Source organism: Ruegeria sp. A3M17, from assembly GCF_003318255.1.
Taxonomy (GTDB): Bacteria; Pseudomonadota; Alphaproteobacteria; order Rhodobacterales; family Rhodobacteraceae; genus Ruegeria.
Genome location: NZ_QOCF01000025.1, coordinates 1 through 15,517, shown reverse-complemented (window position 1 = coordinate 15,517; position 15,517 = coordinate 1). Strand labels below are relative to the sequence as shown.

Genomic DNA, 15,517 nt, shown 5'->3' with positions numbered 1-15,517 from the left:
CGACCTTTTGAGGTTTTTGAATTAGACAATCCACCGTCTCCCCCCGAACGTACCTGCGCCCGGCCCTAATGGCGGGCTGTGCGTGGCGCCTTACTAAAATTCGAAAAGGCTCGGGCCTCGGGTCACGCGACGCCCTTGGATCATCGGGTTGCGGAAGATTAAAGGTGCTTTGTGAGTGGCAGGTTGGTTCGGATCCGCGCGCACTGGCGGGATCCTCCTGCGGATCAAGAACTATCGGTGCGTGGGATGGGGCCTGGTATAGAAAATTGAACGGGTCAAATGGACCCTGAGATTTTGCTGATTCTATCAGCGTTGCCATCATTTTATTGCAGAGATTTGGCTCACTAACGCACGCGCATTTCCATCGGCCTTGTTGCTACTGCAAAGCAGAGTTAAGTCCCTTTGATTAGGAGTTTTGTCTTAGGAAGGATTACGATGACTCGGTGTTGCCAGAGTATTGGTCTGCTGTTTTTGTCATTCTTCGTTTCCGTAGGTTTAGTAAACCCAAGCGCTGCCGAGCAATCTGGTGATGAAGAGGTCCTCTTCGCTGCCGAAGGAAAGTGGTTAGCCCAGGACATTTCTTGGACGGAATACGATGGACACTGGCGAGTTCGAACACTTGCAACTTTAGTAGACATTAGTGAAGCACCGCTGCAGTTCGAAATAGCGCTAAGCGCCTTGTGCGATGAAGTTGTCCGCAAAAAAACCAAAGCACCCGAACAAGTTTCTCGCGATGACATCTATCGAGTGGAACTTAACATGCGCAACCTATTGCCCGGCGACAGCGGCGCTCCAGTGTTTCCTTATGCCATCCCCATACAAGTTCGACAGGATGAGTGCAGAATGAAACCCGAAGGAGAATTGTACTTCAATACTTACCCCGGCGACCTAGAAAATTGGGAATTCACAAAAATCCTCTACAATTTCATTAGCACCGACTTGGTTGGCTCTGGCGTGCAGGGAATTACACTGCTTTTCCGGCGCATAGACCCAGAATCCAGTCAAAAACTGGCGTTTCTCGATGCATGTAATGCCTTCTTTTCTGATCCGTCGCCAGCGTTGGCAAGGATGAAGCATCAATTTAGCTTGCCTGACAACTTGGACGGCTACGTTGTCCGCGTGGTCGATTTTGATGATCACTCGGACAACGTTGCGCTTGATGCTCCCGCCACCCCGGAGCTCCATGTCTTTCGGAAAGAAGATGCTCAATTGCTTCAATTGACTAGCGAACGCTGCTCCCTTTGGGCACTCAGTAACACAAATTGACGTCCAAACGCGCGCTCCGCTGAAGCGGGCCGCGCGAAGAATTGTATCATGTGCTACAAAGTGGGTCTCAGCGGAACTTAATCAGTAAAGAAATCAGCACGCCATAAACCCAACACGCTACATCATCCTTTAACTTCATGATTTTTCAAGGATGATATGGCGCACCTGAGAGGATTCGAACCTCTGGCCTCTGCCTTCGGAGGGCAGCGCTCTATCCAGCTGAGCTACAGGTGCCTTGGCCGTTAGCTAACCTTGATCCGATCCGGGTGCAACTGCAAATCTTTCCGGATCGGTCAGGTATCACGCAAACAAATCGTGTGCCAATTCCAGCGCGTCGATCAGTATGTCGACCTCTTCCGTGGTGTTGTACAGACCAAAGCTTGCGCGGCATGTCGCGGTGACACCGTAGAAATCCATAAGCGGACCGGCGCAGTGGTGACCGGCACGGACAGCCACGCCTTTCTTATCCAGAATGGTCGAGACATCATGCGCGTGCCCTGCCCCGTCCATCGTAAAGCTGAATATCGCGGCCTTGTCCGGACGTGTGCCCTGAACCTGCAACCAATTCAGACCTGTCAGTTTCTGCATGGCATAGTCGCGCATCCCGGCCTCATGAGCAGCGATATTTTCCATCCCCAGATCCATCATGTAATCCAGCGCAACACCCAGACCGATGGTTTGAACAATACCGGGTGTTCCGGCCTCGAACTTCATTGGCGGGTCGTTGTAGATCACCTGATCCTTGCTGACCTCTTTGATCATGTCGCCGCCACCGATAAAGGGGCGCATCTCGGCCATGCGTTCGGACTTTATGTAGATCGCGCCTGACCCTGACGGGCCATAAAGCTTGTGGCCGGTGATTGCGTAGAAATCGCAGCCGATATCGGCGACGTTGACGGGCATGTGCACAGCGCCCTGGCTGCCATCGACCAGCACCGGTACGCCTTTCGCGTGCGCGCCTTCTGTGATCGCTTTGACGTCGACCACTGTGCCCAACACGTTCGAACACTGCGTCACTGCAACCAGCTTGGTTTTGGGACCGATCGCGTCGATCACGGCCTGCGGGTCAAGGCCACCATCTGCGTCCACGTCGACCCATTTCAGGACGACGCCCTGACGTTCGCGCAGGAAATGCCATGGAACGATGTTGGCGTGGTGTTCCATCACGCTCAGGACGATCTCATCCCCGGCCTGCATGCGCGGCATGGCCCAGCCATAGGCGACCAGGTTGATCCCTTCGGTCGTGCCCGAGTTCAAGACAATCTCATCCTCGTCCGCCGCGCCCAGAAAACGGGCGATTGTTCCGCGAACGGATTCGTATTTCTCGGTCGCCAGATTGGACAGGTAATGCAGGCCGCGGTGAACATTCGCGTATTCTTCGGAATATGCCCGTGTCACCGCATCAATCACGACCTGCGGTTTTTGCGCCGATGCGCCATTGTCCAGATAGGTCAACGGCTTGCCGTTCACTTCCCGAGACAGGATTGGAAAATCTGAGCGGATTTTCTGCACGTCATACATGGTCTTCTATTCCCTATACGGGGCCGCCGGGCGTTAATGCGAGGACAAAGGGAACTGCAATCAAGGCAGATAACACGATGACCCCGAAGGATTTAGCAAGCGAACCGAACTGGTGCGCTTCATTCAGAAAATGGAGCGTGACGTAAAGGCTGATAATTGCCGTGGCCAGCAAAAACATCAGCATCAAAAACGGCAGCACAACCGTGATGACCAGCGTGATCACCATCGCAGCGATCTGAAGGTACTGCAGCCAGATCGTCAGCGTCAGGATGTCATCGAATGTTGCACGGCCACCCAAAAACCTCCCCACGAACAGGAATGCCCCGACGCTTAGCAGCATGGCGCCGGCAGATCGGACCAGCCCCAGGAACACTGGCGTAGGTGGCGGTACGGATTCATCACCGGGGACTGGAAGCAAATGATCAATACCCAGTTGAACAAGGCCGTTGAGCACCACAGCCAGAAAGAAAGCCAGCCACAAGATTTCACGCCCCGGGCGCATGTCCAAAAGGCGTCGTGCCGCTTGGGCGGGGTGTGTCAGGGTCAAGATCGTAAGATTAACAAAGCCAGTGGGATTCATTCTTGCCGCCTTTGCGCTTGACTGAGACCTGACAGCCAGAACCACAGGAACACTGCGAACCAGCCGATCCCGACGAGTGTCAGGGCCGGGCCAGATCCTATGAAACCGCCGACCAAACCATTCAACAATACCAGAGGTGTTGAGGACAATAGCGCCCAGAACAGAGCCAATCTAGCGCCATAGGACGTCCCCTGACCGCCGACCAACCGGGCCGCGCCGTAAGAGACAAAGGCCAGCAGGTAAAAAAACAGAGGTAGAATAATGACCGTGCCCATCAAGGCGCCGCCCATCAACATATCCAGTTCTAGCCCTTCGATATGTGCGCGCCGCGCAAGGCTGGGCAATTGCGCGATGAATGCAACGATGCAAAACGCCATGACAAACATTAGCGCCCTGTCCTCTCGCGGGCCAAGATCAAGAAGCCGCCGCACGACACGACCCGGCCCCCGATAGGTGGCCACGATATCCGAGGTCAAAGGCATCAGATGTGTCGCGACAGCCAGCCTTCAAGGCGGTTCACAATGGCCTCTGACAATACCTCATCCTCGATCTCATCGACGGCTTCTGCCAAAAACGCCAGCGTCAGCATATTGGTGGCGTCCTTCACCGAAACCCCACGCGAACGCAGGTAGAACAGCGCCGTGTCATCAATCGCACCCGAGGTCGAGCCATGCGAACACGCAACATCGTCGGCATAGATCTCAAGCTCGGGCTTGGCGAGGAACTGGCTGTCATCATCCAGCAGCAAGGACTGGCTGATCTGATACCCGTCTGTCTTCTGTGCGCCTTCCTTGACCAGGATCTTGCCCTGGAACACGCCGGTCGCACCGTTGCGCAGAACTTTCTTAAAGACCTGACGGCTTTCGCAGTTCACCGCGTCATGGGTGACGAAAACCGTGTCGTCATGGTGGAAATCACCATCACCTACGCAGGCGCCTGCCACATGAGCAATGGCGTCGTCGCCGGTCAGCTCGATCACCTGTTCGTTACGTGTCAGAACTCCATTCACTGTCAGCGTGAAGGATTTATAGACAGATTCCTGACCCAGCCGCGTGAACATGTGTGTCGCTGCGCAACGTTCGTGGTCCCTGCCCTGCGCGCGTACGTGATGCAGCGTACCGCCATCGGCGATGTCGATCTCGATACATTTATTGAACCGCGACGCTGCCGGGCCGTTTTCCAGTATCGTCACCTCAGCGCCACTTTCGACACGGATGATGTGGTGCAGCATGGCGTCAGAGGTCTCGGACGCATGGCGATAGATCAGGCTGATCGGCTTGGCCGGTTTGCCGGTAACGTGGATCGCAACGCCGTCTGCGGCAAAGGCGGTATTCAAAGCTGCCAATGGCCGCTGAACCGGAGACTGCCCGCGAGCTTCCAGAACGCCATAAAGCTCTTTCGCCCAGTGAATATCCTTGCAGCAGATATCCTCGATCCGGTCGATGTTGACACCTTCCAGTTCCAGATCATCCGACTCTTCGGCGCTGAACACACCGTCGATGAAAACGATCTTCAATCGGTCGAGATTGCCAAACAGCAGCGGTTCGTCTGAGTGGAACAAAGCGGCATGCGGCTGTTCGGCCGAGATCAGCGTGTCGGGGCGCGTGTACTTCCAATATTCGTCGCGCCGCCCCGGCAGACCCATTTCCAGCACTCGCGCCAGCGCGTCTTCGCGCGCTGCTCGGGTGCAGCCGGCATCGGGCATGGTCAGCGTGGCCAGCCGCGCCTCGGTCGCGGTTTGTTTTACTTCGGGCAAAGCCATTAGTTCACCTCGGCCAGAATGTCGGCATAGCCGTTGTTTTCAACTTCCAACGCCAGTTCGGGACCACCGGTCTTAACGATGCGACCGTCTGCCATGATGTGCACGACATCTGGTTTGATGTGGTCCAGCAAGCGCTGATAGTGGGTGATGACCAGGAAACCACGGCCTTCATCACGCAACGCGTTCACGCCTTCGGCCACCAGTTTCATCGCATCGACGTCCAGACCCGAATCTGTTTCGTCCAGGATGCACATCTTGGGTTCCAGCATCGCCATCTGCAGGATCTCGTTGCGCTTCTTCTCACCGCCCGAGAAGCCGACGTTTACCGGACGCTTGAGCATGTCCGCGTCGATTTTCAGCGATTTCGCCTTGGCCCGCACTTCCTTCAGGAAATCAGCAGCCGACAGTTCATCTTCGCCCCGCGCCTTGCGCTGTGCGTTCACGGCGGTGCGCAGGAAGGTCATGTTACCAACGCCCGGGATTTCCACGGGGTACTGGAACGCCAAAAAGATACCCGCCGCAGCGCGCTCCTCGGGCTCCATCTCCAAAAGGTCCTCACCTTCCAGCGTGGCAGAGCCTTCGGTCACTTCGTACCCATCGCGGCCCGACAGCACATAGCTGAGCGTCGACTTGCCCGAGCCATTCGGCCCCATGATCGCATGTACCTTGCCTGCCTCGACGGTCAGGTCGACGCCTTTGAGGATTTGCTTTTCTTCTTCCTCAAGTTTCACGTGCAGGTTTTTGATTTCCAGCATTTTTTCTCTTTCTGCTCCTATATAGGAACGCGGTCGTTTCAGGTTGTCTTGTGCAGGCGATCCACATATCCATTGGCCGCTTGCATTGTTATTTCCCGTCGGTCCACCAGTACCGAAAGGGATAGTGTTGTTATGTCAAAGCTCTCGAAAACAGAGTCGGCCAAAATGGCAAGATGTTTCACTTTTTCACTGTCCAACTCTTCCAGCTTCATCAACTTTCGAATGAAAACCGCGTCACCGTCAGTCAATTGATTTGCGTGAAACCGAGGGCGCAGCCGCTTCGAAAGCTCACATCCGCGCAAGGGCCTTGGCGTAAATGTCAGAAACTTGTGCAGCGAGTATCCGTAACCACCCAACACATCCATTTGGGCACTCAGTAGTGGTTGATGCTCATAGATCGGTATTGCCGCAACCTCTGTGATGATCGCACACGCCTTGCGTAGATGTTCGCCACCCTCTTCGAAGATTTGGGTTTCCGCCCCTTGGACGTCGATTTTCAGCAAATCGAACTCGGGCAAGTCATCAATATCGTCCAGTCGATGGCTGACTAAATCCAAACGCTCAACCAACCGAAGCTTTCTATGCCAACTTCCGATCGTTGCGAGCCAATCCTGATTGGGACTGTAGAATGAGGTAAAGCCACTGCTGCGATAGACATTCAGAGTCTGTTCTCCACCCTGCCCAACGGCATAGGGCAGATAATGTTCCCGCGGACCGGCCGTTTCAACCAACCGGGCATAGGCGTCGGGCTGAGGCTCAAAGCCCCAGACCTCGCACAGGCCAGCATCCCTAAGTTTGTAATAGGGAGACTCATCCAGAGGGTTTGCACCAATGTCTACAACACGAGTCAATCGACTCGGGCTGAGCAGATCAATCAGGTGTTTCGTCCTGTCGATATCAAAGTACTTTGGCACTTCGACGAACCCTTAGCAAATACACATCAAACCCGGATTACCCGACAGACCCTTCCAACGAGATCGCCACCAGCTGCTGCGCTTCCATGGCGAACTCCATCGGCAATGCTTGCAGGACGTCCTTGCAGAACCCGTTGACAACAAGCGCCACGGCCTCTTCCTCGTCCATGCCACGCTGACGGCAGTAGAACAGCTGATCGTCATCCACCTTGGATGTCGTCGCTTCATGCTCCACGCGCGAGGAATTGTTGCGAACCTCGATATACGGCACCGTATGGGCCCCGCACTTATCGCCGATCAGCAAGCTGTCGCACTGGGTATAGTTGCGGCTGTCCTTCGCCTTCGGGTGCATCGAAACCAGACCGCGATAGGTGTTCTGCGCTTTACCCGCGCTGATCCCTTTGGACACGATGCGCGACTTGGTGTTCTTGCCCAGATGCACCATTTTGGTGCCGGTATCGGCTTGCTGCATGTTGTTGGTAATGGCGATCGAGTAAAACTCACCCTGGCTTTCATCACCGCGCAGGATGCAGGACGGGTACTTCCAGGTCACGGCGGAACCGGTTTCCACTTGGGTCCACATCACCTTTGACCGGTCACCCCGGCAATCGGCGCGCTTGGTCACGAAGTTGTAGATACCGCCCTTGCCGTTTTCATCCCCGGGGAACCAGTTTTGAACGGTCGAGTATTTCACCTCAGCATCTTCTTCGATGATGATTTCGACTACCGCCGCGTGCAGCTGAGCTGTATCGCGCTGTGGCGCGGTGCAACCTTCCAGATAAGAGACGTAAGACCCCTTGTCCGCGATGATCAGGGTCCGTTCGAACTGGCCTGTGTTTTCCGCGTTGATGCGGAAATAGGTGCTCAACTCCATCGGGCAGCGAACGCCCGGTGGGATGTAGACGAACGAGCCATCCGAAAACACGGCCGAGTTCAGCGTGGCGTAAAAGTTATCAGACACAGGAACAACGGTGCCAAGGTACTTCTTGACCAGTTCCGGATGTTCCCTGATCGCTTCGGAGATCGAACAGAAAATCACGCCGTGTTTGGCCAGTTCGTCCTGGAACGTTGTGCCAACGGAAACTGAGTCGAACACCGCATCCACGGCCACCTTGCGACCTTCGGCAGGCATATCCTCGGCGCCTTCGACACCGGCCAGAATCATCTGTTCTTTCAGAGGGATACCAAGCTTTTCGTAAGTAGCTAGAAGCTTGGGATCGACCTCATCCAGCGATTTAGGTTTTTCCTCCATCGACTTGGGACGTGCATAGTAATACTGGTCCTGAAAGTCGATCTTGGGATAGTGGACCATAGCCCAGTTCGGCTCATCCATCTTGGTCCAGCGTTCGAAGGCCGCCAGACGCCATTCGGTCATCCATTCGGGCTCTTCGTTCTTATCCGAGATCAGCCGGACGATATCCGGGTTCACGCCCTTGGGCGCGTACTCCATCTCGATATCGGTATCCCAACCGTATTTGTAGGTACTGACCTCGCGTACCGCGTCCACGGTTTCCTGATCGACACCTTCTTTTACCTGGGTCTGGTCCAAAGCGGCCATATGACACCTCCGTCAGATCACGCGGCGCGCGCGCGATGCTTCTTTTCTTTTTCAAGCCACGTTTCGGCGAAACGCAGCACATCTTCATCAGTGGTCAAAGGTCCCAGAGACACGCGGATCGCGCTTGCTGCTGTGACCTCATCAAAACCCATCGCGGTCAACACCGCGCTTGCCCGGACCTTGCCGCTGGAACAGGCAGAACCTGCACTTATAGCGAAACCTGCCAGATCCATCTGCATGACCTGCGTTTCGCCCTTCCAGCCGGGGGTTGCGAAACACGAGGTATTCGGAAGGCGGTCCTGACCTTTCCCGACAAAAATAGTAGATTTAGAACCAGCCTCAAGGGCATTTTCTAGAATATTTCTAAATTCACGAACCTGTTCCCAGATACCATTTGAAAGATCCCGCGCCGCTGCTTCAGCTGCCGCCCCGAACCCCGCTATTCCAATGACATTTTCGGTACCCGACCGTCGGCCCATCTCTTGCCCGCCGCCTTTGATCATTGCAGGCAGTTCGGTGCCACGTTTCATGACCACCGCGCCAATCCCTTTCGGGCCGCCCAGCTTATGGGCCGAAATCAACGCCATCTGGACGCCCAGCCAATTAAAGGCCACCGGCAATTTGCCAAAGACCTGTGTCGCATCCGTCACGGCCAATCCGTTTGGCAAAGATTGGACAATCCCCGTCTCGGAATTCGCAAATTGCAGGGTCGAATGCTCGGGGTTTGACACGTCCACTTGACCGGATTGCGACGTGGGTAAGTCTTCGGTGATCCATGATCTGATCGCGTCATGCTCAATCGCGGACCCATGCAAATCACGATTGGCCAATGTCAGCGCGGCCCCTTCGGTCGAACCTGAGGTAAACACAACGTCTGCCCCATCCGCACCAAATGCGGCTGCAACCTGCGCCCTCGCCCGTTCGATCAAAGCCTTGGCCGCACGGCCTTCGGCGTGAACGGATGACGGGTTCCCGCACAGCTCCATCGCCGCCACCATGGCGTCGCGCGCCTCGGGGCGCAGCGGTGTTGTTGCGTTATGATCCAGATAAACACGATTCATGGATACATCTTTTCTTGGACGCAAAGCAGAAATGAAACCCCAAAGGCAATCGGCATCGGGTCACTCATCAACGATAGAAAACAGACTGGGAACTGCCGGACACGGGGCCAGGTCGTTCTTGATCACGTCTGACAAACGCGTCTGGTGCAAAAAGACGTAAACATGCGCACTAAGACCTTCCCAAAGTCGGTTGGTCAAGGACTGCGCCCGGCTCCCCGAGGATGCCCCAGATGCCCCGGCACCTTTTTGCAGCGCGTCCACGGTTTCATCGACCGCCGCCAGAACTTCGACCACCCGAATCTCGGCAGCAGGCCGCGCCAGACGATACCCGCCGCCCGGTCCACGCACGGACGAAACCAATTCGGCACGGCGCAATTTGACGAAAAGCTGCTCGAGATAAGGAAGCGAGACATCCTGACGTTCGGAAATTTCGCTAAGCGTCACCAAGCGGTCCGAGGGCTGTAGAGCAATATCAGCCAGTGCAACCATCGCGTAACGACCCTTTGTCGAAAGCTTCATTGTCTTTCCCTCATGGCAGGTTATAAGCGAAAACATTGACGCCGCCGCCGCCAGTGCGTATCTCCGACAGGCAGCGCCTTGCGCAAAGCATCATAATTAGAACCGTTCTAAAGTGCCTTACGATTACCGTCAAGTATATCGTGGCATCAGGAAGAAAAAGACAGGACCAAAGCACACATGCCCGAGGTGATTTTTCCCGGACCCGAAGGCCGCCTGGAAGGCCGCTACCACCCGCAAAAGGAAAAAGACGCACCGATTGCCATCGTGCTGCACCCGCATCCACAATTCGGCGGGACCATGAACAACAAGGTGGTCTACAATCTGCACTATGCGTTTTACAACATGGGCTTCACCGTGTTGCGATTTAACTTCCGCGGCGTGGGCCGCAGCCAGGGAGAATACGATCAGGGCATCGGTGAGCTGAGCGATGCGGCGTCAGCGCTGGACTACCTGCAATCGATGAACAACAACTCCAAGCACTGCTGGGTTGCCGGTTTCTCGTTCGGTGCCTGGATCGGAATGCAGCTGCTGATGCGCCGCCCCGAAATTACGGGCTTTATCAGCGTGTCGCCACCAGCCAACATGTATGACTTCTCATTCCTGGCGCCCTGCCCTTCCTCCGGCCTGATCATCAATGGCTCGTCCGACCGTGTGGCCCCGCCCGCCGACACCACGTCGCTGGTCAACAAGCTGCACGAACAAAAGGGCATCACCATCACTCATAATGAAGTCGAGGGTGCCGATCACTTCTTCCAGGATCGTCACATGGATACGCTGATCACCGATGTCAGCGATTATGTGAAGCGTCGCCTGACCGAGAACACGCGCTAATGTCGGATACCATCACAACCCTTGCGGCCAAACTGGCCGAGGACACGATTAAGGTGATGGACGAAATCGGAAATGATCGTTTCTTTGTCGAGGTGGGAGAGCTTTTGGGCGCGTCCTCACAGACCTTGGAAGAGGCCTTTCTGACCGAAATGCGTGTGCGCATTGCTGAACGCAAGGCGCGCAAGTTTGTCATCGACGCACTGACGAAACATCGATCCCAGGTGAAAGCGATTGAAAAGAAATGACTGAAAGACTGTCCGCGCAACTTGAATTCCTGAAACGCGCGGACAGGCTGAAGTCGGTCGATCGCGCCAATGCTCTGCTGGATCAGTCCCGCCCCGAAAACTCCGCAGAACACAGCTGGCACCTGGCCTTATGGGCACTGACGATGGAGCCGCTGGCCGGTGACGATGTAGATATCAACCGCGTCATACGCATGCTGCTGTTGCACGATCTGGTCGAGATCATCGTCGGCGATCACCCCATTCATCTGGAAACCGATTGGACCGCCGTGGAACACGCCGAGCGCGCGGCGGCGGACGAGTTGTTTGGCCTCTTGCCGGACGATCAGACGTCTGCGTTTCAGGTCCTGTGGGAAGAGTTCGAGTCTGACACGACACCGGACGCGAAATTCGCTAAGTATCTGGACCGATGCCAACCCCTGTTTCAAGTCTTGTGTGCGCCAACTCCCAACCCGGATCATGTTGAAGTAGCTCGGGAAAATCTTAGCAGTGGTCGCGCCGCATATTTGGCACGGGAATTCCCCCAAGCACACACCCTGGCCAGTGCCCTGCTGCACGTGCAGTCAACACCGGAAACAGCGTTTTCCGAACGGCTGGCTTTTCTGACTGAGGCAGACCGCCTGAAATCCGTATACCGCGCCTCAAGCCTGTTGTCCGGCGAGCGGTTTGAAAACTCGGCCGAACATTCCTGGCACATCATGCTGTTTGCTTGGGTGTTGGCGGAATACGCGCAGCCCGGTGTATCGCTGGACCAAGTCCTGAAAATGCTTCTACTGCATGACATCGTCGAGATCGACGCCGGAGATCACCCTATCCACGGACAAGTCGACCATGCCGCACAAGAAGCCGAAGAACAGGCAGCAGCCGACAGGTTGTTCGGGTTGTTGCCCGAGGCACCGCAGCACGCCTTCCGGACGATATGGGAGGAGTTCGAAGCCGCCGAGTCGCCAGACGCGCGATTTGCCAAGGCGATCGATCGGTTTCAAACCCCAGTCGGAAACCTTGAAACAGGTGGCGGATCCTGGGTCGATTACAACGTGACCTTTGCCCAGATCGAACAGCGCGTGGGAACGCCGATCAATCGCGGCGCACCTAAGTTGTGGTCATGGTTGCGACCGCAACTGAGCGCGTATTTTTCAGAAAACACTGTGGGTTGAGCCAATAGAAAAAGGGGCACAAAGGCCCCTTTTCCAATCGTTCCGGCAGGCACTTAAACCTGAAAACTTTCAAACCGCTCAACACCACTGGCTGCGTTTATTTCGACGGACCCCCCGCCCGCAAGCCACCCAAGCGCCACTATGAATGCCGAAGCAACGATCACGGATATCGCAAATTTCGTCATTGAAAACTCATAAAAGAAAACTAAAAACCACCCATTTCATATCAGAATTTTTCTCTTTGATATAGTATGGTTATCCTGACCTCTTCGGTCAGCAGTCCCGGTGCTTCCGACACCAAACTTTTCCCGATATCCATCCGAATTCCCCTTGTCGTGAATTGGGATTTTGTGGTCAACCTCCCCAACTGCAACTGAATCGAGACCTGCCGTGCCCAAAGCCTATCTCATCCTTTTGCTGGCGGTTTTCGCCGAAACAATTGGCACAACGGCGCTGCAGGCCAGCCAGCAGTTCAGCCGGTTTTGGCCTTCTGTTTTAGTCATCGTGGGTTACGGAATTGCCTTTTACCTGCTGGGTCTCACCCTAAAGTATATGCCGGTCGGCATCGTCTATGCCATTTGGTCCGGCTTGGGGATCGTGCTGATCGCCATCATTGGCTTCATTGTTTTTGGTCAGCGCCTGGACTGGCCTGCGGTGGTCGGTTTGGCGATGATATTGGCCGGAATCCTTATCATTCACCTGTTTTCCAGCACAGCGGGCCACTGACGATCGGTTAGGGCTGGCCTATTCAGTCAATCCGCGTTATGCGCGCGGCAACTTCCCGTTCAAAGGCTGACCTCTCATGGACCTGCGCAATATCGCAATCATCGCTCACGTGGACCACGGTAAAACGACCCTGGTGGATGAGCTGCTCAAACAATCCGGTGCGTTCCGGGAAAACCAGGCGGTGGCCGAACGCGCCATGGACAGCAACGATCTGGAGCGCGAACGCGGCATCACCATCCTTGCCAAAGCGACCTCGGTCGAATGGAAGGGCACGCGGGTCAACATCGTTGACACCCCCGGCCACGCCGATTTCGGTGGCGAAGTCGAACGGATCCTCAGCATGGTCGACGGTGTTGTCCTGCTGGTGGACGCCGCCGAAGGCCCGATGCCGCAGACCAAATTTGTGACGTCCAAGGCGTTGGCGTTGGGCCTACGTCCCATCGTGGTGCTGAACAAGGTCGACAAACCCGACGCTGAACCAGACCGCGCACTTGATGAATGCTTTGACCTGTTTGCCAACCTCGGCGCTGACGATGATCAGCTGGACTTTCCGTCCATGTATGCCTCGGGCCGCTCAGGCTGGGCGGATATGGAGCTGGACGGGCCGCGCAAGGACCTGACCGCCCTGTTCGATCTGATCGTCGATCACGTCCCTGCCCCAAAGCAAGTCGAAAACAAGGATGAGCCCTTCCGCATGCTGGCCACGACGCTGGGCAGCGATCCGTTCATCGGTCGCATCCTGACCGGTCGTGTGGAAAGCGGCACTTTGAAAGCGGGCGACAACCTCAAGGCGCTGAGCCGTGATGGTACGCTGATCGAAAACTTCCGTGCGTCGAAAATCCTGGCGTTCCGCGGACTGGCCCAACAGCCCATCGACGTGGCCGAAGCCGGCGATATCGTCACCATCGCAGGCATGAGCAAGGCAACCGTGGCCGACTCGCTGGTTTCGCCGCAGGTTGACGAAGCCCTGCCAGCACAGCCCATCGACCCGCCAACCATCACCGTGACCTTCGGCATCAACGACTCGCCGCTGGCCGGTCGAGACGGCAAGAAAGTTCAGTCGCGTGTCATCCGCGACCGCCTGATGAAAGAGGCCGAGTCGAACGTTGCCATCCGCATTAGCGACACACCTGGCGGCGATGCCTTTGAGGTTGCTGGCCGTGGCGAATTGCAAATGGGCGTTCTGATCGAGAACATGCGCCGTGAAGGGTTCGAGCTCAGCATCTCACGTCCGCAGGTTCTGTTCCGCGAAGAAGACGGTCAGCGCATGGAGCCCATCGAAGAAGTCACCATTGACGTCGACGATGAATACTCGGGCTCGGTGATCGAAAAGATCACTGGCGCGCGCAAAGGTGAACTGGCCGAAATGCGCCCGGCCGGCACCGGCAAGACCCGTATTATCGCGCATGTACCGTCGCGCGGGTTGATCGGATACCATGGTGAATTCCTGACCGACACACGCGGCACCGGTGTCCTGAACCGTGTCTTCCACGGCTGGGCGGCCCACAAAGGCCCGATCCCGGGTCGTCGTGCGGGGGTTCTGATCTCAATGGAAAACGGACAGGCCGTGGCTTATGCGTTGTGGAACCTGGAAGAGCGCGGCCGGATGTTCGTTGCCCCGCAAACCGACGTGTATCAGGGCATGGTCATCGGCGAACACTCACGCGATAACGACCTCGAGGTGAACCCGCTCAAAGGCAAGAAACTGACCAACGTGCGCGCCAGCGGTTCCGATGAAGCCGTTCGCCTGACACCTCATATCCAGTATTCTCTAGAAGAGGCGATTGCCTATATCGATGATGACGAACTGGTTGAGGTCACTCCAAACGCCATTCGATTGCGCAAGCGTTTCCTTGACCCGCACGAGCGGAAACGGATGGCAAGATCGGCCTAAATCGACCGCAGGCATTGTTTCAATACAGGCTACAATGCCTCCATTGTGACATTTTTGCGTCCTAAATTGATAAATTGACCAAAAAAAAGTCCGTCCCACCGACGGGCTTTTTTGTTGTTTTTCATATAGTTTCACCAATAGGTTGCATGTTTCTCCGCATTTACTGCAGACAGCCGAAATAAAAATGAGGCAAGATACGGCTGTATTTTTGTCAAATCTGTGGCACAATTACTTAATTCTAAGGTGTAGGTAATGAGTTTAAAGGAGTAGCGCTATGCGCGTAAGGTCCCGTTTATATTCGTTTGTATTTTTATCCGCGACATTTCCATTGATGGCAACAAGCGCGGCTCATGCGGCTGAAGTTTGCAAAGTCAAAACAGCCCGGCAATCTGTATCCACTGAAACGCTTTGTAGTTGCAAAGTCGTAGATAAGCGGATGCTGCGTTACATTCAGCGCCGTGCCGATTTTGAGGATATCCTGGCGCGCACGTCTCAGACATGCCCCCTGTTCGCGGCCATTTTGACCGACATTCCAACGGCAACGGTGCGAACCGATCGAAACAGCCGAGATGACGATGACAACAACTCGGTGAGCCGTAGCGGCGCATCTGCAGGAAGTTCCGGCTCGGACGGTTCAGGTTCGTCGACAAATGGCGGCGAAAATGGCGAAGGCGGCAATGGCGGCGGCGGCGGTGACGGCGGTGGTAACGGCGGCGGTGGCGGCGGTGGTG

Annotated in this window: 16 protein-coding genes, 1 tRNA gene and 1 pseudogene; 7 read left to right on the top strand and 11 right to left on the bottom strand. The window is 55.6% G+C overall.

The window, feature by feature from the left end:
* Positions 1-471 precede the first annotated feature (471 nt).
* Entirely contained in the window at positions 472-1,266 is a 795-nt protein-coding gene (locus tag DS906_RS13045) for a hypothetical protein (protein WP_147235250.1), read from the top strand.
* A gap of 157 nt (positions 1,267-1,423) precedes the next feature.
* Here DS906_RS13045 and DS906_RS13040 read toward each other — a convergent pair.
* From DS906_RS13040 to DS906_RS12995, 10 genes are all read right to left on the bottom strand, one after another.
* Positions 1,424-1,500: transfer RNA gene (locus DS906_RS13040), tRNA-Arg, on the bottom strand.
* Between the two features lie 66 nt (positions 1,501-1,566).
* Positions 1,567-2,787, bottom strand: a complete 1,221-nt coding sequence (locus DS906_RS13035) for a cysteine desulfurase (RefSeq protein ID WP_113790588.1) — start codon at positions 2,785-2,787, stop codon at positions 1,567-1,569.
* A 13-nt stretch (positions 2,788-2,800) separates the two neighbouring features.
* On the bottom strand, positions 2,801-3,289 hold the full coding sequence (locus tag DS906_RS13030; RefSeq protein ID WP_233494791.1) for a YIP1 family protein: 489 nt from the start codon (positions 3,287-3,289) through the stop codon (positions 2,801-2,803).
* Positions 3,290-3,363: 74 nt separating this feature from the next.
* Positions 3,364-3,849, bottom strand: coding sequence for a YIP1 family protein (locus DS906_RS13025; protein WP_113790586.1), 486 nt, complete (start codon positions 3,847-3,849; stop codon positions 3,364-3,366).
* Positions 3,849-5,129 carry a SufD family Fe-S cluster assembly protein gene (locus DS906_RS13020; RefSeq protein WP_113790585.1) on the bottom strand — a complete coding sequence of 427 codons (1,281 nt, stop codon included), beginning with the start codon at positions 5,127-5,129 and terminating at the stop codon, positions 3,849-3,851. Before DS906_RS13020 ends, DS906_RS13025 begins: the two co-directional genes overlap by 1 nt.
* Complete coding sequence (sufC, locus tag DS906_RS13015) at positions 5,129-5,884, bottom strand: Fe-S cluster assembly ATPase SufC (protein WP_113790584.1); 756 nt, start codon at positions 5,882-5,884, stop codon at positions 5,129-5,131. The genes DS906_RS13020 and sufC overlap by 1 nt, the downstream gene beginning before the upstream one ends.
* 38 nt (positions 5,885-5,922) lie before the next feature.
* A complete protein-coding gene (locus tag DS906_RS13010; RefSeq protein ID WP_113790583.1) occupies positions 5,923-6,798 on the bottom strand; it encodes an FkbM family methyltransferase in 876 nt (291 codons plus the stop codon).
* A 37-nt stretch (positions 6,799-6,835) separates the two neighbouring features.
* On the bottom strand, positions 6,836-8,356 hold the full coding sequence (gene sufB / locus DS906_RS13005) for a Fe-S cluster assembly protein SufB (RefSeq protein ID WP_058277970.1): 1,521 nt from the start codon (positions 8,354-8,356) through the stop codon (positions 6,836-6,838).
* Between the two features lie 17 nt (positions 8,357-8,373).
* A complete protein-coding gene (locus DS906_RS13000) occupies positions 8,374-9,417 on the bottom strand; it encodes a cysteine desulfurase family protein (RefSeq protein WP_113790582.1) in 1,044 nt (347 codons plus the stop codon).
* Positions 9,418-9,477: 60 nt separating this feature from the next.
* A complete protein-coding gene (locus DS906_RS12995) occupies positions 9,478-9,936 on the bottom strand; it encodes an Rrf2 family transcriptional regulator (protein ID WP_113790581.1) in 459 nt (152 codons plus the stop codon).
* 177 nt (positions 9,937-10,113) lie between these two features.
* On the opposite strand from DS906_RS12995, the gene DS906_RS12990 reads away from it, so the two are divergent.
* The 3 genes from DS906_RS12990 to DS906_RS12980 are packed head-to-tail and all read left to right on the top strand — an operon-like array spanning position 10,114 to position 12,166.
* Positions 10,114-10,767, top strand: a complete 654-nt coding sequence (locus DS906_RS12990) for an alpha/beta hydrolase (protein WP_058271679.1) — start codon at positions 10,114-10,116, stop codon at positions 10,765-10,767.
* Positions 10,767-11,012: a hypothetical protein gene (locus DS906_RS12985; protein WP_113790580.1), complete on the top strand. Its 246-nt coding sequence runs from the start codon at positions 10,767-10,769 to the stop codon at positions 11,010-11,012. The genes DS906_RS12990 and DS906_RS12985 overlap by 1 nt, the downstream gene beginning before the upstream one ends.
* Positions 11,009-12,166 carry an HD family hydrolase gene (locus DS906_RS12980; protein WP_113790579.1) on the top strand — a complete coding sequence of 386 codons (1,158 nt, stop codon included), beginning with the start codon at positions 11,009-11,011 and terminating at the stop codon, positions 12,164-12,166. Before DS906_RS12985 ends, DS906_RS12980 begins: the two co-directional genes overlap by 4 nt.
* 53 nt (positions 12,167-12,219) lie before the next feature.
* Here the strand turns inward: DS906_RS12980 and DS906_RS22630 are convergent, their stop codons facing one another.
* Positions 12,220-12,351, bottom strand: coding sequence for a hypothetical protein (locus DS906_RS22630; protein ID WP_255415401.1), 132 nt, complete (start codon positions 12,349-12,351; stop codon positions 12,220-12,222).
* Between the two features lie 205 nt (positions 12,352-12,556).
* Between DS906_RS22630 and DS906_RS12975 the strand changes: the two genes are divergently transcribed.
* From DS906_RS12975 to DS906_RS22310, 3 genes and pseudogenes are all read left to right on the top strand, one after another.
* Positions 12,557-12,892: a multidrug efflux SMR transporter gene (locus DS906_RS12975; protein ID WP_113790578.1), complete on the top strand. Its 336-nt coding sequence runs from the start codon at positions 12,557-12,559 to the stop codon at positions 12,890-12,892.
* A 76-nt stretch (positions 12,893-12,968) separates the two neighbouring features.
* Positions 12,969-14,786, top strand: coding sequence for a translational GTPase TypA (gene typA / locus DS906_RS12970; protein WP_113790577.1), 1,818 nt, complete (start codon positions 12,969-12,971; stop codon positions 14,784-14,786).
* A gap of 436 nt (positions 14,787-15,222) precedes the next feature.
* Positions 15,223-15,517, top strand: a pseudogene (locus DS906_RS22310) (hypothetical protein); the annotation flags it as partial.

Coding starts and splice junctions, on each gene's coding strand:
- DS906_RS22630 (WP_255415401.1), bottom strand. CDS start 12,351: ATGACGAAATTTGCGATATCCGTGATCGTTGCTTCGGCATTCATAGTG.
- DS906_RS13030 (WP_233494791.1), bottom strand. CDS start 3,289: ATGCGCCCGGGGCGTGAAATCTTGTGGCTGGCTTTCTTTCTGGCTGTG.
- DS906_RS13035 (WP_113790588.1), bottom strand. CDS start 2,787: ATGTATGACGTGCAGAAAATCCGCTCAGATTTTCCAATCCTGTCTCGG.
- DS906_RS12980 (WP_113790579.1), top strand. CDS start 11,009: ATGACTGAAAGACTGTCCGCGCAACTTGAATTCCTGAAACGCGCGGAC.
- sufC (WP_113790584.1), bottom strand. CDS start 5,884: ATGCTGGAAATCAAAAACCTGCACGTGAAACTTGAGGAAGAAGAAAAG.
- sufB (WP_058277970.1), bottom strand. CDS start 8,356: ATGGCCGCTTTGGACCAGACCCAGGTAAAAGAAGGTGTCGATCAGGAA.
- DS906_RS12990 (WP_058271679.1), top strand. CDS start 10,114: ATGCCCGAGGTGATTTTTCCCGGACCCGAAGGCCGCCTGGAAGGCCGC.
- DS906_RS13020 (WP_113790585.1), bottom strand. CDS start 5,129: ATGGCTTTGCCCGAAGTAAAACAAACCGCGACCGAGGCGCGGCTGGCC.
- typA (WP_113790577.1), top strand. CDS start 12,969: ATGGACCTGCGCAATATCGCAATCATCGCTCACGTGGACCACGGTAAA.
- DS906_RS13025 (WP_113790586.1), bottom strand. CDS start 3,849: ATGCCTTTGACCTCGGATATCGTGGCCACCTATCGGGGGCCGGGTCGT.
- DS906_RS12995 (WP_113790581.1), bottom strand. CDS start 9,936: ATGAAGCTTTCGACAAAGGGTCGTTACGCGATGGTTGCACTGGCTGAT.
- DS906_RS12985 (WP_113790580.1), top strand. CDS start 10,767: ATGTCGGATACCATCACAACCCTTGCGGCCAAACTGGCCGAGGACACG.
- DS906_RS13000 (WP_113790582.1), bottom strand. CDS start 9,417: ATGAATCGTGTTTATCTGGATCATAACGCAACAACACCGCTGCGCCCC.